The sequence below is a fragment of the Bordetella genomosp. 8 genome (genome assembly GCF_002119685.1).
GTDB lineage: Bacteria > Pseudomonadota > Gammaproteobacteria > Burkholderiales > Burkholderiaceae_B > Bordetella_C.
On the sequence record NZ_CP021108.1, the window covers coordinates 887,911 to 907,587 of the forward strand.

General features: G+C 65.8%; 20 protein-coding genes. 12 read left to right on the top strand and 8 right to left on the bottom strand.

Going from position 1 to position 19,677, the window contains the following annotated elements; translation table 11 throughout:
• Positions 1-37: 37 nt before the first annotated feature.
• The 6 genes from CAL12_RS04010 to CAL12_RS04035 all read right to left on the bottom strand — a co-directional run bounded on the left by CAL12_RS04010 (position 38) and on the right by CAL12_RS04035 (position 5,053).
• Positions 38-874, bottom strand: a complete 837-nt coding sequence (locus CAL12_RS04010) for a MurR/RpiR family transcriptional regulator (RefSeq protein WP_086063301.1) — start codon at positions 872-874, stop codon at positions 38-40.
• 182 nt (positions 875-1,056) lie between these two features.
• Complete coding sequence (locus CAL12_RS04015) at positions 1,057-1,731, bottom strand: helix-turn-helix domain-containing protein (RefSeq protein WP_086063302.1); 675 nt, start codon at positions 1,729-1,731, stop codon at positions 1,057-1,059.
• 54 nt (positions 1,732-1,785) lie between these two features.
• Positions 1,786-2,736: a PDR/VanB family oxidoreductase gene (locus CAL12_RS04020; protein WP_086063303.1), complete on the bottom strand. Its 951-nt coding sequence runs from the start codon at positions 2,734-2,736 to the stop codon at positions 1,786-1,788.
• Between the two features lie 14 nt (positions 2,737-2,750).
• A complete protein-coding gene (locus CAL12_RS04025; protein WP_086063304.1) occupies positions 2,751-3,242 on the bottom strand; it encodes an MOSC domain-containing protein in 492 nt (163 codons plus the stop codon).
• A 14-nt stretch (positions 3,243-3,256) separates the two neighbouring features.
• Positions 3,257-3,643: a RidA family protein gene (locus CAL12_RS04030; RefSeq protein ID WP_086063305.1), complete on the bottom strand. Its 387-nt coding sequence runs from the start codon at positions 3,641-3,643 to the stop codon at positions 3,257-3,259.
• Between the two features lie 90 nt (positions 3,644-3,733).
• Positions 3,734-5,053 (bottom strand): MFS transporter, encoded by a 1,320-nt coding sequence (locus CAL12_RS04035; RefSeq protein ID WP_198298375.1) that lies wholly within the window; start codon positions 5,051-5,053, stop codon positions 3,734-3,736.
• A gap of 293 nt (positions 5,054-5,346) precedes the next feature.
• On the opposite strand from CAL12_RS04035, the gene CAL12_RS04040 reads away from it, so the two are divergent.
• The 6 genes from CAL12_RS04040 (at position 5,347) to CAL12_RS04065 (ending at position 11,603) form a co-directional block, all read left to right on the top strand.
• Positions 5,347-5,970, top strand: coding sequence for a DJ-1/PfpI family protein (locus tag CAL12_RS04040; RefSeq protein ID WP_086063306.1), 624 nt, complete (start codon positions 5,347-5,349; stop codon positions 5,968-5,970).
• A gap of 100 nt (positions 5,971-6,070) precedes the next feature.
• Positions 6,071-7,408, top strand: coding sequence for an ABC transporter substrate-binding protein (locus tag CAL12_RS04045; protein ID WP_086063307.1), 1,338 nt, complete (start codon positions 6,071-6,073; stop codon positions 7,406-7,408).
• Positions 7,409-7,428: 20 nt separating this feature from the next.
• Positions 7,429-9,180 (top strand): ABC transporter permease, encoded by a 1,752-nt coding sequence (locus tag CAL12_RS04050; RefSeq protein ID WP_086063308.1) that lies wholly within the window; start codon positions 7,429-7,431, stop codon positions 9,178-9,180.
• Positions 9,177-10,262, top strand: coding sequence for an ABC transporter ATP-binding protein (locus CAL12_RS04055; protein WP_086063309.1), 1,086 nt, complete (start codon positions 9,177-9,179; stop codon positions 10,260-10,262). Before CAL12_RS04050 ends, CAL12_RS04055 begins: the two co-directional genes overlap by 4 nt.
• A 32-nt stretch (positions 10,263-10,294) precedes the next feature.
• Positions 10,295-11,188 (top strand): LysR family transcriptional regulator, encoded by an 894-nt coding sequence (locus tag CAL12_RS04060; protein ID WP_086063310.1) that lies wholly within the window; start codon positions 10,295-10,297, stop codon positions 11,186-11,188.
• A gap of 118 nt (positions 11,189-11,306) precedes the next feature.
• The gene (locus CAL12_RS04065; protein WP_086063311.1) at positions 11,307-11,603 is read left to right on the top strand and encodes a hypothetical protein; all 297 of its coding nucleotides are present in this window, start codon (positions 11,307-11,309) and stop codon (positions 11,601-11,603) included.
• 17 nt (positions 11,604-11,620) lie between these two features.
• On the opposite strand, the gene CAL12_RS04070 is transcribed toward CAL12_RS04065, so the two are convergent.
• Positions 11,621-12,382 carry a GntR family transcriptional regulator gene (locus tag CAL12_RS04070; RefSeq protein WP_086063312.1) on the bottom strand — a complete coding sequence of 254 codons (762 nt, stop codon included), beginning with the start codon at positions 12,380-12,382 and terminating at the stop codon, positions 11,621-11,623.
• Positions 12,383-12,551: 169 nt separating this feature from the next.
• Here CAL12_RS04070 and CAL12_RS04075 point away from each other — a divergent pair, with 169 nt between their 5' ends.
• The 6 genes from CAL12_RS04075 (at position 12,552) to CAL12_RS04100 (ending at position 18,860) form a co-directional block, all read left to right on the top strand.
• Positions 12,552-13,661, top strand: a complete 1,110-nt coding sequence (locus CAL12_RS04075; protein ID WP_086063313.1) for an enolase C-terminal domain-like protein — start codon at positions 12,552-12,554, stop codon at positions 13,659-13,661.
• Between the two features lie 33 nt (positions 13,662-13,694).
• On the top strand, positions 13,695-14,663 hold the full coding sequence (locus CAL12_RS04080) for a Bug family tripartite tricarboxylate transporter substrate binding protein (RefSeq protein WP_086063314.1): 969 nt from the start codon (positions 13,695-13,697) through the stop codon (positions 14,661-14,663).
• 20 nt (positions 14,664-14,683) lie between these two features.
• Positions 14,684-15,577, top strand: a complete 894-nt coding sequence (locus tag CAL12_RS04085) for a fumarylacetoacetate hydrolase family protein (RefSeq protein ID WP_157792882.1) — start codon at positions 14,684-14,686, stop codon at positions 15,575-15,577.
• 4 nt (positions 15,578-15,581) lie between these two features.
• Positions 15,582-16,547: an NAD(P)-dependent oxidoreductase gene (locus CAL12_RS04090; RefSeq protein WP_086063315.1), complete on the top strand. Its 966-nt coding sequence runs from the start codon at positions 15,582-15,584 to the stop codon at positions 16,545-16,547.
• Positions 16,544-17,686, top strand: coding sequence for a mandelate racemase/muconate lactonizing enzyme family protein (locus CAL12_RS04095; RefSeq protein WP_086063316.1), 1,143 nt, complete (start codon positions 16,544-16,546; stop codon positions 17,684-17,686). Before CAL12_RS04090 ends, CAL12_RS04095 begins: the two co-directional genes overlap by 4 nt.
• A 130-nt stretch (positions 17,687-17,816) precedes the next feature.
• Positions 17,817-18,860, top strand: coding sequence for a lysophospholipase (locus CAL12_RS04100; RefSeq protein ID WP_086063317.1), 1,044 nt, complete (start codon positions 17,817-17,819; stop codon positions 18,858-18,860).
• 96 nt (positions 18,861-18,956) lie between these two features.
• On the opposite strand, the gene CAL12_RS04105 is transcribed toward CAL12_RS04100, so the two are convergent.
• Complete coding sequence (locus CAL12_RS04105) at positions 18,957-19,676, bottom strand: GntR family transcriptional regulator (RefSeq protein ID WP_086063318.1); 720 nt, start codon at positions 19,674-19,676, stop codon at positions 18,957-18,959.
• Position 19,677 lies beyond the last annotated feature (1 nt).

Consider the following 19,677-nt stretch of genomic DNA (forward strand, 5'->3'; position numbering starts at 1 on the left):
CTCCCGCGCGCGTAAATGGATGATGGGTTCGGTGCGTTCAGCGGCGCCTGGCGCCGCCGGCCTTTTCGAAGCTGATCCGCAGGTCTTCCAGCCTGGCCAGCGCTTCCATGGAACGGCCGCGATCGACTCGCGTGAGCTCCAGGATCAAGGTGTTACAGATCGCCATGGGTACCGTCAGCGATTGGAATTCGCCGGGTTCGCCACGCCGGGCGGTGATGGTCAGCCGCGCTTCCACGGGCAGCGTCAGGTCGGTCAGCAGGATGCTGCCGGCTCCCGTGTCGCGGGCCAGCTTCAGCGCCAGCGCGACGCCGGGGCTGTCGTGGCGAAAGATCATCCCGAAGACCAGGTCCTTGTCCGTCAGGCTGATGAGCTCGTCGGCCGCCTGCCAGTCGGCATGCGACAGCCCCACCGCGTGGTAGCCCGAACGCTTGAGCCGGCGTGCGAAGAGCTCGGCCAGGCTGCCGGCATGGCTTTCGCCGATCACGATGATGCGGCGTGCCCGGCGCAGGGCGTCGGTGGCGGCGGCGATTTCCTTCTGGGTGACCTGTTCCATCAGGCGGCCGAGCGCGGCGATCTCGCCGGCTATGACGGATTCAAGCAGCGTGCTGCCGGTGGCGTTGTCGATGCGCTTGCGCACCCGCGCCGACGCGTCGAGTTCGAACACCATGGCCTCGCGCATGGCGCGGTAGGAGTCGAACCCCAGCTTGCGCGCCAGCCGTCCGGCCGTGGACGGATGCACGCCAGCCCGTTCGGCGATCTTGTGCGCGGGCATGAAGCTGCCCACCGTCGTGTCGGAAAGCAGTACGTCCACGAGCTTGCGGTCGGAGCCGGTGAGGGTGTCGTTCTTGTCGGCGACGAGTTCTTCGAAGCGCATCCTGGCCTTCAGGCGATTTATTTGGTGGGAGCGGTGGAAAGCGACAGGCCGCGATGGTACTGCAAAATATATTGCAGTAATTTTACAGCTGCAAGATTAGTTGCAGAGCAGCAAAATATCTTGCACTGCCGCATGCGGAGGGCAGGCGGGGCCGTAGTGGGTAGGCTGGCGGGGTGTGGGGGCTAGGCGAGCTCGCCCGTGCCGTGGGGTGGGGCGTACATCACGACCAGGGCGGTGGCGGGGCCCCCCAGGCTGCGTCCGCGATGCGGCATGCGGGAATCGAAATGCAGCGTGTCGCCGGCTTCCAGCATGAACTTGTCCATGCCGATCTGCCATTCGACACGGCCGGACAGGATGTGGATGAGTTCCTCGCCGTCGTGCTCGAAGAAAACGTACTTGTCGATCTGGTCGGGAAACGTGAACAGAAAGGGTTGCAGCGCCCGGCCATGCGTGGCGTTGGACACCGACAGGTAGTCGTAGCCGAAGGCGGTGCCGCCCAGCACCGTGGGCCGCCGTTCGTTCCTGCGTACCAGGCTGACGCCCCGCCAGTCGTGCACCGGGGCATGGTCGGCCAGCAGGCCGGCGGCCTCCACCCCCAGTACTTCCGCGATGCGGGTCAAGGTGGCCAGCGGCGGGACCTTCTGGCCGTTTTCGATGCGCGACAGATAGGCCTTGCCGAAGCCCGCTCGTTCGGCCACGTCCGCCAACGTCAGCTTGGCTTGCTGGCGCAGGCCGCGGATGCGTTCGCCCAGCGCGATGTGCGCCGGGGTTTCGGCGTCAGCGGTATCCTGCTCGAGCGGAAGAGCGCTGTTCGGGATGGCTTTGCGGCGGGACGATGGTCGACGAACCGGTTTCATGGGCCTGAAGTCATGTTTACTGCTTGCAGCGAAGTTTACCGCCTATGTTTCCCGTCAAAGATCGAGCGTGACGCCGACGCGCGCACGCGACACGCACAGGGCCAATTTTTCCTGCCGCTGGGAGGCGCTCAGGAATGCGTCGCGATGCAGCACCGTGCCATCCGTGTAGGCGCAGACGCAGGCGCCGCAGACGCCCATCTCGCAGGAGGAGGGCAAGGCATGGCCCTGCCGCCGCAGGACATCCAGGGCCGACTCGTTCGCCGCCACCCGCAGCATTGCACCCGTCGAGGCAATGCGGATGTCGAAGGGCTCCGGCTTGAAGTTTTCGTCCAGCGCCGCTTCGAACACCTCGAAGTGCACCTGGGCTTCAGGCCAATGCGCCGTGGCCGCGCGCACCGCGGCGATCAGGCTGGCGGGCCCGCAGCAATAGACATGCGTGCCATCGGAGGGATCGCCCAGCGTGGCCGCATCGAAGCGGCTTCCGCCGGGGTCGCCGCTGAACCAGGTGGCCAGGGCGCTGGCGCCGCAGAGGGTTTGCAGCGTGTCGAGCAACGGTGCCGACTGCTGCTGCCGTGCGCAGTAGTGCAGCAGGAAATCCTGGCCCTGGGCGCGTGCCTGCCAGGCCAGCGAGACGAAAGGCGTGATGCCGATGCCGCCGGCCACGAAAATGTGGCGCCTGGCCTCGGGCGCCAGCGGGAAATTGCTGCGCGGCGCGCTCACGGGCAGTATCAGCCCCGGCTTGGCGTGCTCGTGCAGCCAGCGCGATCCGCCGCGCCCGGTGTCGCTGCGCTTGACGGCGATCGTGTAGTGGGAGGTCTGCCGCGGATCGCCGCAAAGGGAATACTGGCGGATCTTGCCGCCCGGGATATGCACGTCCACGTGCGCACCGGCTGGCGCCTCGGGCAAATTGGGGCGTGTGGGATGGACGAAGCGGATGATCTTGATCCCCGAGGCGTCCTGCGAGACCTCGGATACCTGCAGCTTCATGATGATGCGGGCGGACATGGACGGCTCTCCGGTCAATCCAGCGGTTCGATCGCATCGCCGGGTGCGATCCAGCCGCCTTGTTCGATGGCGCAATTCAGTCCGGAACGGTTGTACAGCGGCAGGTATAGCGGCATGCCCAGCAGCTCTTCCAGATACTTGCAAGGAAAGTTCATGCGGCCGCCGCGCAGAATGGTGTTGCCCACGCGGAAACGCTTGCCTACGAGATGATCCAGCGGGACGCCGCTGACCGTCAGGTTGCGGCGGTGTTCTTCCGGCTTGAGGATGATGGGGCCCGCCTGCAGGGGCGGGTCGTTGCGCGCCAGCGCGTCCAGTACCTCCGCCGCGAACAGCGTCACCTCGCGTATGTCGGGCTTGGGCGAGTAGGTGCCGGTTCCCAGGAAATACCGGTCGCCGACGATGCCTTTGCCCGCGATGAGCTCGGCCCGCTGCAGTTCCTCCATTTCATAGGAAGCCGCGGGGGCGATATGAATGTGCAACAGGCGGCCGCCAGTCCATGTCGTCATTGTCGTGTCCTCCCTTATTTCGACGCCGCGGCGATTGCCTCGATCTCGACCAGCACGTCGCGCGGCAGGCGGGCGACTTCGATCGTGGAGCGCGCGGGCACGGCGCCCGGAAAGAACGATGCGTAGACCTCGTTCATCGCGGCGAATTGGTTCATGTCCTTCAGGAACACGGTCGTCTTGACGGCGCTGGCCAAGGAGGCGCCGCCGGCCTGCAGGACGGCCTGGACGTTGGCCAGCGATTGCCGCGTCTGGGCCTGGACACCATCGGGGACCGCGCCGGTCGCGGGATCGATGGGTAATTGGCCCGAGCAGAACACCAGGTCGTTCAGGCGGACACCCTGTGCATAGGGCCCCACCGCGGCGGGTGCGTCGGCGGTCTGCAGGGGAAGCGGCTGGGTCATGGCGGCGTATTCCTTCCGAGTCGAGTGCGGGCCGGCGTGTCACGCCGGCAAAAGTTGCCTATAGGGAAACATGAGTGTAGCGGAAATGGCTTATCCGTGGCCGATGGACGTGCCCTTCGTCTCCCGGGCAAACAGGGCGGCGACCAAGGTGATCAGGGCGACACCGATCAGCAGCACGGACACCCCGGTGGTGCCGCCGAACTTCTCGACCAGCAGCGTGGCGAACACCGGCGTCAACCCGCCGCCGATCGCCGCGGACACCTGGAAGCCGAACGAGGCGCCGGTATAGCGCGAACTCGCGCCGAACAGTTCGGGGAAATAGGTCGCTTCGACGCCGAACATCAGGCCCTGGCCCAGTATCAGGCCCATGGCCACCGCGCAGAAGACCAGGGTCGGATCCCGGGTATCCATCATCCAGAAAAGCGGAAAGGCGAACACGATGGTGAATGCGGTGCCCATGAAGAACATGGGCCGCCGGCCGATGCGGTCGGACAGATGGCCGAAGAGAGGGATGGCTGCGACCTCGATGATGGAAGCCACCAGGATGGCGTTCAGCATGGAGGTACGGGACAAGCCCAGGTGGGTCGTCGCGTACACCACCAGGAAAACGGTCAGCAGGTAAACCCAGGAAACCTCACACAGCTTGAGCCCGATGGCCACCACGAACTCCTTGCGGTTGCGGCCTATTGCCTCGGCTAGCGGGTTGCGCGAGATCTCATTGCGCGCTTTCATTTCCAGGAATACCGGGGATTCGCTGACGCGGTGCCGGATGAAGGCGCCGATGGCCACCAGCACGATGCTGGCCAGGAAAGGGATGCGCCATCCCCAGGACAGCAGCGCCTGCTCGGGCAACGCGGAAATCGCGCTATAGGCGGCGGTGGACAGGATCAGGCCGACCGGGAAGCCGGTCTGCACCAGGCTGCCGCACAGCCCGCGCCGATGCGCCGGCGCATGTTCCAGCACCATCAGCGCCGCACCGCCCCATTCGCCGCCCAGGCCTATGCCCTGGATGACGCGTAGCGTCACCAGCAGGATGGGCGCCCATATGCCTATGCTCTGGTAGGTCGGCAGCAGGCCGATGGCGAAGGTGGCCAGGCCCATGATCGCCAGGGTAAGCAGCAGCATGGACTTGCGGCCCAACCGGTCGCCCATGTAGCCGAACAAGGCGCCCCCGAAGGGGCGGGCGAAGAATCCCACCGCGGCGCTGCCCAGCGCGGCCAGCGTGCCCAGGAAGGGGTCGGCGGCGGGGAAGAAGAGTTTGTTGAACACGAGCGCCGCCGCCGTGCCGTAGATCAGGAAGTCGTACCACTCGATGATGGTGCCTATGGAGCTCGCGAAGACGACGCGGTTGAGCTCGGATGAACTGGATGTTTCCTTGGACAAGGATGGGACCGCTGCGATTTGGCTCACGATGGTGCTCCCCGGTTGGTTTCCCAAAAGTTTCCTAAAGGTTTCCCATTAAGCAATGTGTATGCCAAGTTTCTGCCCTGGTGGGTACGGGCTGAAAACCGGCCGCCAGCCGCCTGGAGAGCGATGGTTGCATCGAAATAACGCGAGATTTGCACGCATATGGTGCGAAGTTCTGAGCTACAACGGTGCCTCGGGCGATGCGGTCGTCGGCACTGGCAGCGGCCGTGCTGGTGTCAATATAATGTTTCCCAATGGAAAACTAACGGTAAGCCACTCCTGGAGATCACCCCATCATGGAAGTCAGTTTCTTGCTTTATCCCGGCGTCGAACCCATTGATCTGGCCGCGATCGGCGTGATTTCCATGGCCCGACGCATCATTCCCGAGGTGTCCTACCAGACGCTGGCGGTCAAGGAGGAGGCCGTCACCCTGGCGAACGGGTTGAGGGTCTGTCCGGATCGACGGGTCGACGACGTGGGGCAACTGGACGTGTTGCTCGTCCCCGGTGGCCCGGGCTGGCGGACGGCCGCGGCCGATGCCGAAACGCTCGCCTTCATCCGCCGCATGCAGGGAACATGCACATTGGCCTCGGTCTGCACCGGCGCCATGATCCTGGCCGCGGCCGGCGTGCTCGATGGCCGTCGCGCGACCACCAAGGTCCAGGTCGTGCCGCCCGAGCAGGCCCCGCTGCAAGAGCTGGCCGGCGCCCATCCCACCGTCGTCGCCGAACATGCCCTGTTGGTGGATGACGGCGACGTCATCACCGGCGGGGGCGTCACGCTCTGCATAGACCTGGTGCTGTATCTTCTGGCCCGACGCTACGGGCAGCCCGCCGCCGACGAGGTGGCCCGCATCATGGAATACAGCGCCGCACACGCCGCCAACCGGTCTCGATTGCCTGTCGTCCCGGCTCGCTAGCGCGCCCGCGCATTGATGGGGCGTATCAGAATTTGTGATTGGACAGTCCGTCCGCTGGCGGTTTACGGTCCCGGCTACAACAAACAAAGAGGAGACAAAGATGCCCGGATTCCGTCGACTTGCGCTGGCCTTGGGGCTGGCACTCGCCCTTCCGCTCGCCGGAGGCGCCGTACGCGCCGGTACCGTCACCGTCATCACTTCCTTTCCGAAGGACCTGACCCAGGCCTACAAGACGGCGTTCGAGAAGGCCCATCCAGGCATCACGCTGGAATTTCTGAACAAGAACACCGTCGCCGGCCTTGCCTATGTGCGCGAAACCCCCGTGGGTCAGCGGCCCGACGTGTTTTGGGCCAGCGCGCCGGACGCCTTCGAGGTGCTCAATCGCGACAAGTTGCTGGAGCCCGCGAAAGACGTGACGAACCCCAAGGTGCCCGACAAGATCGGCAGCTTCCCCATCAACGACCCGGGCGGGATGTACTACGGGCAGGCGCTGGCCGGCTACGGCATCATGTACAACACGCGCTACATCAAGGCGCACAAGTTGGCGCCGCCCAGGCAATGGACCGACCTGCTGGGGCCCGAATGGCTGGGACACGTGGGAATCACGTCGCCATCGCGCTCCGGCACCATGCACCTGACGGTGGAAACCGTCCTGCAGGGCGAAGGCTGGGATAAGGGCTGGAACACCATGCTGCGCATGGCCGGCAACAGCAGCGCCGTGACCGAGCGGTCGTTCGGCGTGCCCGATGGCGTCAACAACGGCCAGTTCGGCGCGGGCCCGGTGATCGACTTCTTCGGCCTGTCCAGCAAATTCTCCAAGTTTCCCGTGGATTTCGTCTACCCGACCGAGACGGCCATCGTGCCGGCCAATATCGCGCTGATCGCGGGCGCCAAGAATACGGCCGAAGCGAAGGAATTCATCAAGTTCGCCCTGGGGACGGCCGGTCAGGAGGTGCTGCTGGAGCCCAAGATATCGCGCCTGCCTGTCGTCCCGTACAGCGAGCTCAAGGGCAAGATTCCCGCCGGCTATCCGGATCCCCTGGAACTCGCCAAGCGCAGTACCGTGCATTTCGACGTGGACCTGTCGCAGCAGCGGTATTACCTGGTGCAGTCGCTGTTCGACCAGACCATCACCTTCCGCCTGAAAGAATTGCAACAGGCGACCAAGGCGATCCATGATGCCGAGCGGAAGCTGGGCGACAAGGCGAAAACCGGCAAGGCGGCCGAGCTGCTGGGGCAGGCGCGCAAGCTCGCCTGGTCGCCGCTGGTGACGGCGCAACAGAGCGGCGACGCGCAATTCCTGAAGCTGTTCGCCGGCGACAAGCGCGATAGCGCCGTCAACCAGAAGATCACCCAGCTGGAAGGCGAGTGGAACGGCAAGGCGCGCACCAACTATGAAGAGGCGGCCAGACTCGCGCAGCAGGCGGCATCGCAGTAAGGGCTTTCCCGGAGCATCCCGTGTCCATCAACTTCGCGTCGAGCAAGGGCCCGGCGGTGACGGCGGCCTGCGTCATCGCCTTCCTGGCCGCCTTCCTGATCGTGCCGGTGGCGACGGTCTTCCATGCCGCCTTCGTCAATTCGGATGGCAGTTTCACCGGCGGCCATTTTCTGGCGTTCTTCAATCAGCCCTTGATGCGGGAGGCCTTCTACAACAGCCTGTACGTCGCGATATGGGCGACCTTGATTGCGACGCTGCTGGCGGTGCCCCTGGCTTACTTCACGGTGCGTTTCCAGTTCCGCGGCGCGCTGCTGATCCAGACGCTGGGTATCCTGCCTCTCATCATGCCGCCCTTCGTCGGGGCGGTGGCCATGCAGCTGATCTTCGGCCGCTCCGGCAGCGTCAACCTGCTGCTGGGCGACTGGTTCGATATCAATCTGCCGCTGATGGAAGGGCTCAACAGCGTCATCTTCGTCGAAGCGCTGCACTACTTCCCGTTCATCCTGATGAACCTCGTCGTCGCGCTGCGCAACATCGATGGCGCGATGGAGGAGGCCGCCTTCAATCTGGGCTCGCGCGGGTTCAGGCTGTTCCGCAGGGTGATCTTCCCGCTGGCCTTGCCTGGCTACGTCGCCGGCGCGTCGCTGGTCTTCGTCAAGGTCTTCGACGACCTGGGTACGCCGCTGGTCCTGGGCACCACCAACATGCTGGCCCCACAGGCCTATCTGCGCATCACGCAGGTCGGCCTGGAAGACCCTCTTGGCTACGTGATCAGCGTCATCATCATCGCCTTCTCGATCGCCTCGCTCTGGCTGTCGGCGCGAGTGCTCAAGGGCAGGGACTACTCCACGCTGCAGAAAGGCGGCACCGGCATCCAGAAGCGCCGCCTGCGCCGCGGCGAAGCCGTGCTGGCCTATGGCTGGATCATCCTCGTGCTGCTGCTGGTCCTTTCGCCGCACATCGGAGTGTTGCTGCTGTCCTTCGCCAGCGTGTGGAGCTTCGCGCCGCTGCCGGACGGCTATACGCTGGCGCACTATGCCACCGTATTCCAGGACTCCGGCGGCATGATCGCCAACACGCTGCTCTACTGCGGCCTGGCGGCGGGTGTCGATGTCGTGCTGGGGACCGCCATCGCCTATCTGCTGCTGCGCACGCGCCTGCCCGCCAGGCAATGGCTGGACTGGATGGCATCGGCCGCGCTGGCGGTGCCGGGCATCGTGCTGGCCATCGGCCTGTTGCGCACCTTCCGCGGCGTCGAGCTGCCTTTCATGGCGACGACCCTCACGTCGTCCTGGATGATCATCATGATCGCCTATTCGGTGCGGCGCCTGCCGTATGCGTTGCGGTCCTGCGTGGCGGCGCTGCAGCAGATCAACGTATCGCTGGAAGAAGCCGCTCAATCGCTGGGAGCCAACCGCTGGCGCACGCTGCGCAGGGTCGTCGTCCCCTTGATGGCGGGCGGTATGTTGGCCGGCTTCGTGACCAGCTTCATCACCGCGGCGGTGGAACTATCGGCCACCATCATGCTGGTCACCAAGGAAAGCCAGGCGCCCATGAGCTACGGCATCTATCTGTACATGCAGAGCGCATCCGGGCGCGGCCCCGGCGCCGCGCTGGGCGTATTGGCGGTGGTCGCCGTGGCGATTGGCACTTATGTCAGCCATTTGCTGGTGGCGCGCACGGGGGCGCGGCGTGAGCCCGTCCTCATGGAAGAATCACCGGGCCTGGACCCGCGGGACACGCCGGCCGCGCGCCGGCTGGAGACGACATGAAGAAAGTCAGCGTGGAATGCCGCGGCATTTGCCTTTCCTACGGCAAGACCGAAGTCCTGAAAGACCTGAACCTGCATATCGAGCCCGGCGAGTTCTTCGCGCTGCTGGGTCCGTCCGGATCGGGCAAGTCCACGCTATTGCGGCTGATCGCGGGTTTCAACCAGCATTCGCGGGGGCAGTTGCTGGTCGACGGGCAGGATGTGACCGGCGTGCCACCCTGGCGCCGCAACATCGGCATGGTGTTCCAGAGCTACGCCCTGTGGCCCCACATGACGGTGCGCGATAACGTCGCCTTCGGCCTGGTCGAGCGCCGCCTGCCGCGCGCAGAGGTGCGCGAACGCGCCGAGGCCGCCCTGGCGCTGGTGGGCTTGTCCCAGTACGCCGCACGTCGCCCGAATGAGCTGTCCGGCGGCCAGCAGCAGCGCGTCGCGCTCGCGCGCACCATCGTCATCGAACCCGCGGTCCTGCTGCTGGACGAGCCGCTGTCCAACCTGGACAAGAAACTGCGGGTGCAGATGCGCCGCGAACTGCTGGCTTTGCAGCGCCGGCTGGGCATCACCACGATCTTCGTCACGCACGACCAGGAAGAGGCCATGACCACCGCCGACCGCATGGCGGTGCTCGATCATGGCGTGCTGCAACAGATCGGCGCGCCGCACACGCTGTTCGATTTCCCGGTCAACGGTTTCGTCGCCAACTTCGTCGGCACCATGAATGTGCTTGAAGGGACCGTCAAGGAACGCAGCAGCCATAGCGTCACGCTCGCGGTGGATGGCGTGGGTGATCTGCATATGCCCGTGCAGGGCGAGGTTCCTGCCGGCGCCCGGCTGGCGGCCAGCTTCCGCCCGCACGTGGTGCAGATCGACATGGCGGGCGGCAGTACCGACGCGCGTTATCTCTGGCTGCCTGGCGTGGTGCAGGGCAGCGAGTTCCAGGGTGAGTTCACGCGCTACCAGGTGCAGGTCGGCGAACGGACGATCACCGCCGACCAGGCGCATCTCGCCGGGCTATCCATCTTCCAGCCTGGCGCGCCGGTCGCGGTGGGCGTCGAGCCCGGCCAGATCCGCCTGCTGGCCGCTTGAGCGCCGGCCGCGTCGCGGAACGGCACGGGCCCATGGAGATCTATCAGATACGCGCGTTCGTCAAGGTTGCGCGCCTGGGCAATCTGACCCGGGCCGCCGAAGCCCTGTCCTTGACGCAGCCGGCCGTCACTGCCCAGGTGAAGGCGCTCGAACAGACCCTGGGCGTGGCCTTGTTCGATCGCAGCGGCGGGCGCCTGGTATTGGCCAAGGCCGGCGAAGCGCTGCTGCCGACGGCGGAAGCGCTGCTGGCGCTGGGAAATCAGTTGAAGTCCGAAGCCCGCGCCTTGCAGGGCGAGCTGCAGGGGGTGCTGGACCTGGGCGTGCCCAGCGAACAGCCGGATTTCCTGCGCCTGGGGGAACTGGCGTCGGTGGTCACCCAGCGCTTGCCGCTCATCGAGCTCAAGATGCACGTGATGCCCATGGCGCAATTGACGGAACAGCTGACCACCGGCCGTCTGGCCGCGGCGCTGGTGGTGGCGGCACGGCCGCCGCTGGGACTGCAATGGACGCCGCTGCGCAGCGTCCATTACCGCATCGCGCTGCCGCACGCTCACGCCGAAGCGATGAAGCGCGGCGGCTGGCGCGAATTGGCGCAACTGCCATGGATAGACGGGCCGGCAGGCAGCCACGCGCAGCTGCTTTTGAGAGAACTGTTCGAACGCCATGGCCTGGCGCCGCGCGTCGTCATGCAGAACGACGACCACGCCCATCTGGATGCGCTGGTCCGGGCAGGCGCGGGCTGCGCCCTGTTGCGCGAGGAAGTCGCCATGGCGGGCGCGGCGGCCGACGATTTCATCGTCTGGGGAACGGCCCGTTCCGCGGCCATGCTGGGTTTCACCCTGGCGCCAGACCGCGCCGGCGATCCGGCGCTGGTGGCGCTGGCGTCGATCATGCAGATGATCTGGTTGCGCGGTCCGTCGGGCTAGCCACGGGCCTGCCTCCGGCGGCAGGGCGGGAATGCGGATTGCGAACGCCAATGCCTGTTCCCGGTGCGAGACCGGTATTACCATGGCATCACATCACCCAGCTTCTCAGGAGTCGAACATGGCTGAAAACCGGACGGCGGCGGAAAAGCGCCTGGATATCGCGATGGCGAAAGGCCGGGAGCGTTTGCTGGCCGCGGAGCCCGAACTCGCGCGCAATGCGGATGCCCGCGCCACCGAGAAAGCGGGCTCGGCCAGCGAGCGGCGCATGGAGCTCTATGAAGCCGAGATCGAGCAGGAGATCGCCGACTATGCGAAATCCCAGGGCGTCGACGAGCTGGATATGCTGGTGCGGCTGGGCGTCGATTCCGAGGAAGAAGCGCGCGAGCTGATCGCGCTGCGCCGCGCCAGTCACTGATCCAGCATCCGCTGGTTTCAGTGATCCTGCATCAACAGCTGCCGCTCATTGGGCGGCACGTAGGCGTGCTGGAAGTAGATGGCCTGGCCGCGCTGGTCGGCCGCCACGATGTCCAGCCGCACGCCTACCGTATTGCGCGGCAGCTTCAAGGCCTGCACCACGAAGCCCGGTAATTTTCTGACGCTCATGCGCTCGGTGTAGGACGCCGTCGGCTGCCCGTACTTGCGCGAGAGCAGGTCCTTGAAACTGACGTCGTTAAGCTTGGCCGCCTCTATCGTCACCAACTCCGGAAAGCGCACGCCACAGAAATAGATCTGCACATAGAGCGAGAATTCGTTGTTGATCGAAAACTCGCGGTCGATGCAGACTACCTTTTCGCTTTGCAGCAGGTCGCCCCACGGGCCGTCTTCATTGACCGTGTAGCGCTTCAGGACGCGGGTGTAGATGGGCAGGATGCCTTCGCCCGTATCGTCGATGAACCTGAAATGCTGGAACGGCCCGCTCATCGGATACCTGCGCTTGGCGACGTAGGTGCCCGAACCATGCCGCCTGACGAGTATTCCTTCGTCGACCAGCATCCGCAGCGCGCGCTGTACGGTGCCCAGGCTCAGGCCGGCGGCTTCCACCAGCACGTCTTCCGCCGGCAACTGATCGCCGGCTTCCCAGCTGCCCGCGGCGATTTCCTGCGCCAGGGCGTTCTTGAATTGCAGATATTTCGGAAGGCCATCCGGGCCGGCGAGCTTGATCTGGGGAAAAGTGCGGGGCGTGTTCTTCGGCATCGCGACAGTTTATCTCCAAGCAAATGCGGCAGTACCGCGCCACGCTGCCATCACGCGGCGGCCCGGCGTCCAGTTCCGGCGAGACCGTTGACAGGGTCCATGATTTGCAAGACACTTAGTCCTGTATAGGACTATAGCACTTGCATTTTCCACCGAGGACGGAACTCCTATGAAAATAATCGACGTCAGCCTGACCCTGTTCGCCTGGGACGACATTCCCCCCACCAGCTACGCCGCCCACACCGGCAAGTTCGCCGGCTCCAGCAAGATCGGCCTGTTGAAGATCGAAACCGACGAGGGCATCACCGGCCACGCGTTCCTGGGCTCGGCCTACTACGGCGCGGACCTGGACGGCCCCAACCTGATCAAGTACCTGAAGCCCATCCTGGTGGGGCAAAACCCGCTGGACCGCGAACGCCTGAACCAGGCGCTATGGCGCCGGTCCCGAACGACCACCGTGCGTACGATCGGGGCCTGCGACGTCGCGCTGTGGGACATCTGCGGCAAGGCCGCGGGCATGCCCATCCACCGCCTGTTGGGTTCTTTCCGCGACCGCGTCAAGGCCTACGCCAGCTCGATGATCCTGGACAGCGCCGAGGCCTATGCCGAAGAGGCCCAGCACTACAAGTCACTGAACTGGGCCGCCTACAAGATCCATCCGCCGCACCCCTGGCAGGAAGACATCAAGGTGTGCGAAGCCGTGCGCAAGGCGGTGGGCGACGACTACCTGGTCATGCTGGACGCCGCGTGGAGCTACCAGTATCCGGAAGCCGTCCGCGTCGGCCGCGCGCTGCAGGACCTGAACTACTACTGGTACGAGGACCCCCTGCACGATGCCGACGTCTACAACTACGTGAAGCTGAAGCAGCAGTTGCACATTCCGCTCATGGCGACGGAATTCCCGGCCGCCGGCCTGGATTCGTATGCGCCCTGGGTGCTGCAGCAGGCCACGGACTTCCTGCGCGGCGACGTCGCGCTCAAGGGCGGTATCACCACGATGATGAAGACCGCCCACCTGGCTGAGTCCTTCCGCATGAACTACGAAGTCCACCATGGCGGAAACTCGCTGAACAACGTGGCGGGCCTGCACGTCATCATGGCATTGAAGAACACCGAATTCTTCGAAGTGCTGCTGCCGGACGGCGCACAGAAGTACGGGCTGGCGAAGGACATCCATGCGGATGCCGACGGCTACGTGTATGCGCCCACCGAGCCCGGCCTGGGCGCGGAAATCGACTTTGACCTGATCAAACGGAAACAGGTCGCGGTCCTCTCATAGGCGTACACCGCCAAGAGGAAACAGGAGGAAGACATGAAAATTATGACAAGAAGCATGCTGGCAGGACTGGCGACCGCCTTGACGCTGTGCGCGACGAGCGCCGGCGCGGCCTACCCTGACCACAACATCAACATCGTGGTGCCGTTCTCCGCGGGCGGCAGCACCGATATCGTGGCGCGCATCCTGGCGCAGGGCCTGACCAAGGCCATGGGCCAGCCCGTGGTGGTGGAAAACAAGCCCGGCGCCAGCGGCAACATCGCCGGCGACTATGTGGCGCGGTCCGCGCCGGACGGCTACACCCTGTTCATGGGGACCAGCACGTCGATCGCCAACATCACGCTGTTCAAGAAGCTGCCCTTCGACATCATGAAGGACTTCACCGCCGTATCGCAGATCGCCAATACGCCGCTGGTGCTGGTCGCCAACAACAGCCTGCCGGTCGACGACGTCGCCGGACTGATCAAGCTGGCCAAGCAGAAGCCGGGCCAGTTGAACTACGGTTCCGGCGGTCCGGGCACGTCGCAGCACCTGGGCGGCGTGATGTTCGCCAAGATGGCCAAGGTGGAGATGACGCACGTGCCCTACAAGGGCGCGGCGCCGGCCATGTCCGATCTGATCGGCGGCAATATCCAGGTCATGTTTGCACCCTTGATCGACGCGCTGACCTTCATTCGCAGTGGCAAGGTCAAGGCGCTGGGCATCACGACCGCCAAGGCGGCGCCCCAGGTCCCGGACGTGCCGCCTATCGCCAACACGCTGCCCGGCTTCGATATCGCCACCTGGAACGCGGTGTTCGTGCCGGCCAAGACGCCGCCGGCGGTCGTCGAGATCCTGGCCAGGCATATCGTCGAAGTCACGCGCAGCCCGGAAATGCGCAAGGCCATCGAGAACCAGGGGTCGGAAGCGGTGGGCAGCACGCCCGCTGAGTTCAAGGCCTTCCTGGATCGTGAAGCGGTCCTGTGGAAGGATCTGGTGCAGACTTCCGGCGCGTCCGCCGACTGACAGAATAGAGGCTGATCGTCATGCGCTTCATTACCTTCGAGCACCAAGGCCGCGTGCGGGCCGGCGTGCTGCTTGATTCCGGTGCCGCCGGCGGCCAGGCGGCAGCCCTGATCGACGGGGCGCATCCGGACCGCCCGGCGCCGCTGCGCGCGCTGGAGCCGTCCATGATGGCCTGGATAGCGCATGGCCTGGTCGAATTGTCCCTGGCCTTGAAGCCGCTGTCGCCCGCGCCGGCGTGCCTGCTGTCCCTGGCGGACGTGCGGCTGCTGGCGCCCTTGCCGAATCCCGGCAAGATCGTCGGCGCCGCCTTCAATTACCTGGACGCGCTGGCGGTCGGCAACCGGCCCGTGCCCGAAGAACCCATCATCTTCGTCAAGTCGCGCCGGACTGTGGTGGGGCCGGATGCGCCCGTCAGGCTGGCGCCGGGCAACCAGGTGACCTACGAAGCGGAACTGGCGGCCATCATCGGCAAGCCGGCGCTGAAGATCGACCGCGACGATGCCACGGCGCATATATGCGGGTATGCCATCTTCAACGACGTCAGCTACAGCAATATGGTTCGCGAGGATTGCGGCTTCGTCCGCGGCAAGAACCAGCCGACCACGGGTCCGCTCGGTCCGTGGATCGTCTCCGCCGACGACGTGGACGATCCGCACGATCTATCCGTCGAACTGGACGTCGATGGCGTCTCGCTGCAATCGTCCAGCACGTCGCGCATGCTGTTCCGCATCGACCGCCTGGTCGAGTACGCATCGGAACGCATGCCGCTGGATCCGGGCGACGTCATCGCCACCGGCACGCCTGCCGGCGTGGCCGCCAACCACGCGCCGCCCGCGTGGCTGCGGCATGGCCAGCGCGTGACGATACGCATCGACGGCCTGGGCGAACTCAGCAATCCTGTCGTGGAGTTGTAGAACTATGGCCTTGGACCTGCCCGTCGTCCTGTTGACCGACCCCATCCAGGCGGACGAACATGCGCGCCTGGCGCGGCATGCCCGGGTGGTGGTCGCGCCGGACGCGCGTGCCGACACCTTGCGCGGACTGATCGCGGACGCCGACGTGCTGGTGGTCCGCTCCAGGCTGCCCGAGGATATCTTCGACCACCAGACGCGGCTGAAGGGCGTGGTGCGCCATGGTGTCGGCGTCGACCTGATCCCGATGCGGCAGGCCAATGCGCTGAAGATTCCCGTGGCCAACATGCCGGGCTCGAATACCGCGTCGGTGGTGGAGTATTGCGTGAACGCGATGTTCGACCTGTACCGGAGTATGCAGGCGCTGGCGCTGCGCGATGCTTCCGACTGGAGCGACAGGCGCGCGCAGGCCGACCGCACCCTGGAACTGCACGAGCGCACGCTGGGCATCGTAGGCGTGGGCACCATAGGAAGCGCCCTGGCAAAGGTCGCGCTTGCCTTGGGCATGAAGGTGATCGGCCTGACGCGGCGACCGGAAAGCCTGCCCGCCGGCGTGGATCCTGCCAGCAAGGCGGACCTGTTCGCGCAGGCGGACGTGGTGGTGCTGGCCTGTCCGCTGACGCCCGAGACGCGCGGCATGGTGGATGCCACGACGCTGGCCGCGATGAAGCCGGACGCCGTGCTGATCAATGTGTCGCGCGGGCCGGTGGTCGACACGGCGGCCTTGCTGCAAGCCCTGGAGAACGGCCGCCTGGGCGGCGCGGCGCTGGACGTCCATGACGTGCAGCCGATCCCGGAAGACCTCTATCCGCAGGCGCTGCCCCGCCTGCTGCTGACGCCGCACGTCGCCGGCATCACGCGATCCAGCATGACGCGCATGAGCCGCGGCACCGTGGACGAGGTGCTGCGCCTGCTGCGCGGCGAACGTTACGCCAACCTGGTGAATCCGCAGATATACGAACAGGCATCATGAAAATCCGAGACATACGCGCGTATCCGATCTCCGTTCCCGTTCCTCCCGACAAGTCCGTGACCCTGGGCATAGGCCGCAGCGTCAAGCGCGATGCGGTGCTGGTGCGCGTGGATACCGACGACGGGCTGGTAGGCTGGGGCGAAGCGCATCATGGGCGCTGCCCGGGCGCCATCGCCAGGCTGATCGATACGACGATGCGCGAACTGGTGCTGGGCATGGACGCGATGGACGTCTCGGGCGTGTGGGCGCGCGTCCACAAGATGCAGATCGGCAGCCATGGGATGGGCACCGCGGCGGCCCTGGCGCTCAGCGGCCTGGACCTGGCGCTGTGGGACATACGATGCCAGGTGACGCAGTTGCCGCTGCATACGCTGCTGGGGGGCAGGAACCGCTCGATCAAGGCGTATGCCGGTGGCATCTCGCTGGGTTACCAGCCGCCCGAATCGCTGGCCGATGAGGCCAGGCGCTATGTGGAGCAGGGCTATCGCGCGGTCAAGCTGCGTGTCGGGGATACGGTCGCCCGCGACATCGCCAGGGTGGCGGCGGTGCGCGCGGCGTTGGGCGACGATATCGATATCCTGGTCGACGCGAATACCAGCTACACGCTGGACGACGTCAGGCGGGTGTTGCCGGCCTATGACGAATTGAACGTCGGCTGGCTGGAAGAACCTTTTCCCGCGGCCGACCTGGCCTTGTACGTCCGCGCCGCCCGCCTGGGCCGCACGCCGCTGGCGGCGGGCGAAAACCATTACACGCGCTTCGAGTTCGATCCGCTGCTGGCGTCCGAGTCCATCGGCTTCGCGCAGCCGGATCTGTCCAAGACCGGCGGCATCACCGAATCCCTGAAGATCGCCGCCCTGGCCGGCGCGCGCCGCACCAGCATCAATCCGCACACGTCCGCCACCGCGATCAACATGGCGACGTCGATCAGCTTCCTGTGCGCGATCGATAACCCCGGCTACTTCGAAGCCGACCTGACCCCCTACAACCCCTTCCGCGACGACATGACCGACCGTCCGCCCTATGTGCTGGACGCCGACGGCTGCGTCCAGGCGCTCGACGGCGTCGGCATAGGCCTGCGCCTGGACGCAACCTTCATCGCCGCCCACCCGCTGATCGAAGGGCCCTGCTACGTCTAGAGCCGGGCGGGCGCTCGCCTGGCGTCCCCTGTAAAGCTTCGGCAAGTTGTCAGCTTCCCTGGCGTACTCTGTTCGCGCGCCGCATCGCGATGGCGTTGATTCCAATTATTAGAACGAACGAGACGACGCTATGAACAGACGATTTTCCCTGTTGGTGGGCACCTGCGCCTTGGCGCTGTGCACGGTCGACGCGGCGTTCGCCGCGGGCATGGGCGGGCCCCTGCGGATTGCCGATATGGGCAGCTTCTTCGTGGGTGGCCGCATCATCGAGACGCAGTATCCGGGGTCTTTCCCGGCTGGCCGGGTACCCAACGGCAAGATCGCGGTCGACCAGATGTACGTCAGCTACGTCATTCCCGAGCATGCCCGGAAGACGCCCATCGTGCTGGTGCCCGGCGGCGGGCTCACCGGCGCCGAATACGAGACCACGCCGGATGGCCGCGAAGGCTGGGCGACCTACTTCGCGCGCAAGGGTTTTCCGGTCTATGTGGTGGACACGCCGGGCCGTGGCCGCGCGGGCTTCGACGCGACGTCCATCAACGAGGCCAAGGAAAAGAAGGACCCCGCCATTCTGCCGTCCGGGCTGTTCAGCGCCACGGGCGAATTCGCCTGGACCAATTTCCGCTTCGGCCCCCAGTTCGGCACGCCGTTCCCCGACACGCAGTTCCCGGTCGCGGCCATCGACGCCTTCGCCGCCCAGGGCGTACCCAATTCGGAAGCAACGCTGACCGGCGGCGGCGCCAAGACCGCGCCCGCGGCGCTGGCCGCGCTGCTCGACAGGATCGGGCCGTCCATCGTGCTGGTCCATTCCCTGTCCGGCCCCTACGCCGACATACTCGTCGGCCTGCGTCCCAAGCTGGTGCGCGCCGTGGTGAACATCGAGGGCGCGCAGTACATCGTGCCCACCGACGCCCAGGTGGCCGCCTACAAGGGCATCCCCGATCTGGAGCTGTTCGGCGATCACCTGGACGCCCAGGCGATCACGGGCGCGGTCAGGATGCGCGGCCGCCAGGCCGTCGTGGACCGGATCAACCAGCAGCCGGGGGGCAAGGCGAAACTGGTCACGCTGCCCAGCGTAGGCATACATGGCAACTCGCACATGATGATGCAGGACAAGAACAACCTGGCGGTGGCGGACTACATCCTCAAGTGGCTGTCCGCACAGGCCAGGTAGCCGCCCATCGACGCCGGCGCCGCGCTGATCCGCCGCGCTTGGTCCCCTGCGTTGCCCCCGGCGCGTTCGGCCCGGCACGCGCTCGGCACGGCTCGCTCAGCCCGTCGCGTGCGCCTGGCGCGCCAGGTGGATCTCGTGCAGCGTTATCTTCCGCACCTCCGCCTGGCTGGCGGCGATGTGCGCCGACAGCAGGCGGCAGGCTTCGTCGGCGCGTTGCGCCATCACCGCGCGCAGGATGCGCGCGTGCTCGTCGTAGGTCGCGTCGACCCGCGGCCGCTTGGTGAAATCCAGGCGGCGGATGATGCGTATGCGGTCGGTGACTTCGCGGTGCACGCGGGCGATTTCCGCGTTGCCGGCCGCCTGCACCAGCGTGCAGTGAAAGGCTTCGTCCCACACGCCGACCTGCGCCATGTCGGTGCTGCGTGCTTCGGGCGCGACCAGCCAGATATCGGCCAGATCGTCCAGCAGCTGCCGGTCGATGTGCGGCGCGCCGGTGCACAGCCTTCTGACCGCTTCGGATTCCAGCACCTGGCGCAGGTCGTATAGCTGTTCGAACTGGTCGAAGTCGAACGGCAGCACGCGCCAGCCGCTGCGGAACAGCACCTCCACATAGCCTTCCTGCTGCAGGCGGAACAAGGCCTGGCGGACGGGCGTGCGGGATACCCCGAGCCGTTCGCTGATCTCGCCTTCCGTGAAGCGGTCGCCCGGCACCAGCCGGAACTCGGCGATATCCCGCTTCAGCAACTGGTAGACGTCTTCGGCGCGCGTCAGGCGCGGCGCCTTGGACGTTGCGTGATCGATGCTGTTCACATTCATC

Coding starts and splice junctions, on each gene's coding strand:
- CAL12_RS04010 (WP_086063301.1), bottom strand. CDS start 874: ATGCGCTTCGAAGAACTCGTCGCCGACAAGAACGACACCCTCACCGGC.
- CAL12_RS04015 (WP_086063302.1), bottom strand. CDS start 1,731: ATGAAACCGGTTCGTCGACCATCGTCCCGCCGCAAAGCCATCCCGAAC.
- CAL12_RS04020 (WP_086063303.1), bottom strand. CDS start 2,736: ATGTCCGCCCGCATCATCATGAAGCTGCAGGTATCCGAGGTCTCGCAG.
- CAL12_RS04025 (WP_086063304.1), bottom strand. CDS start 3,242: ATGACGACATGGACTGGCGGCCGCCTGTTGCACATTCATATCGCCCCC.
- CAL12_RS04030 (WP_086063305.1), bottom strand. CDS start 3,643: ATGACCCAGCCGCTTCCCCTGCAGACCGCCGACGCACCCGCCGCGGTG.
- CAL12_RS04040 (WP_086063306.1), top strand. CDS start 5,347: ATGGAAGTCAGTTTCTTGCTTTATCCCGGCGTCGAACCCATTGATCTG.
- CAL12_RS04045 (WP_086063307.1), top strand. CDS start 6,071: ATGCCCGGATTCCGTCGACTTGCGCTGGCCTTGGGGCTGGCACTCGCC.
- CAL12_RS04055 (WP_086063309.1), top strand. CDS start 9,177: ATGAAGAAAGTCAGCGTGGAATGCCGCGGCATTTGCCTTTCCTACGGC.
- CAL12_RS04060 (WP_086063310.1), top strand. CDS start 10,295: ATGGAGATCTATCAGATACGCGCGTTCGTCAAGGTTGCGCGCCTGGGC.
- CAL12_RS04065 (WP_086063311.1), top strand. CDS start 11,307: ATGGCTGAAAACCGGACGGCGGCGGAAAAGCGCCTGGATATCGCGATG.
- CAL12_RS04070 (WP_086063312.1), bottom strand. CDS start 12,382: ATGCCGAAGAACACGCCCCGCACTTTTCCCCAGATCAAGCTCGCCGGC.
- CAL12_RS04075 (WP_086063313.1), top strand. CDS start 12,552: ATGAAAATAATCGACGTCAGCCTGACCCTGTTCGCCTGGGACGACATT.
- CAL12_RS04080 (WP_086063314.1), top strand. CDS start 13,695: ATGAAAATTATGACAAGAAGCATGCTGGCAGGACTGGCGACCGCCTTG.
- CAL12_RS04085 (WP_157792882.1), top strand. CDS start 14,684: ATGCGCTTCATTACCTTCGAGCACCAAGGCCGCGTGCGGGCCGGCGTG.
- CAL12_RS04090 (WP_086063315.1), top strand. CDS start 15,582: ATGGCCTTGGACCTGCCCGTCGTCCTGTTGACCGACCCCATCCAGGCG.
- CAL12_RS04095 (WP_086063316.1), top strand. CDS start 16,544: ATGAAAATCCGAGACATACGCGCGTATCCGATCTCCGTTCCCGTTCCT.
- CAL12_RS04100 (WP_086063317.1), top strand. CDS start 17,817: ATGAACAGACGATTTTCCCTGTTGGTGGGCACCTGCGCCTTGGCGCTG.
- CAL12_RS04105 (WP_086063318.1), bottom strand. CDS start 19,676: ATGAATGTGAACAGCATCGATCACGCAACGTCCAAGGCGCCGCGCCTG.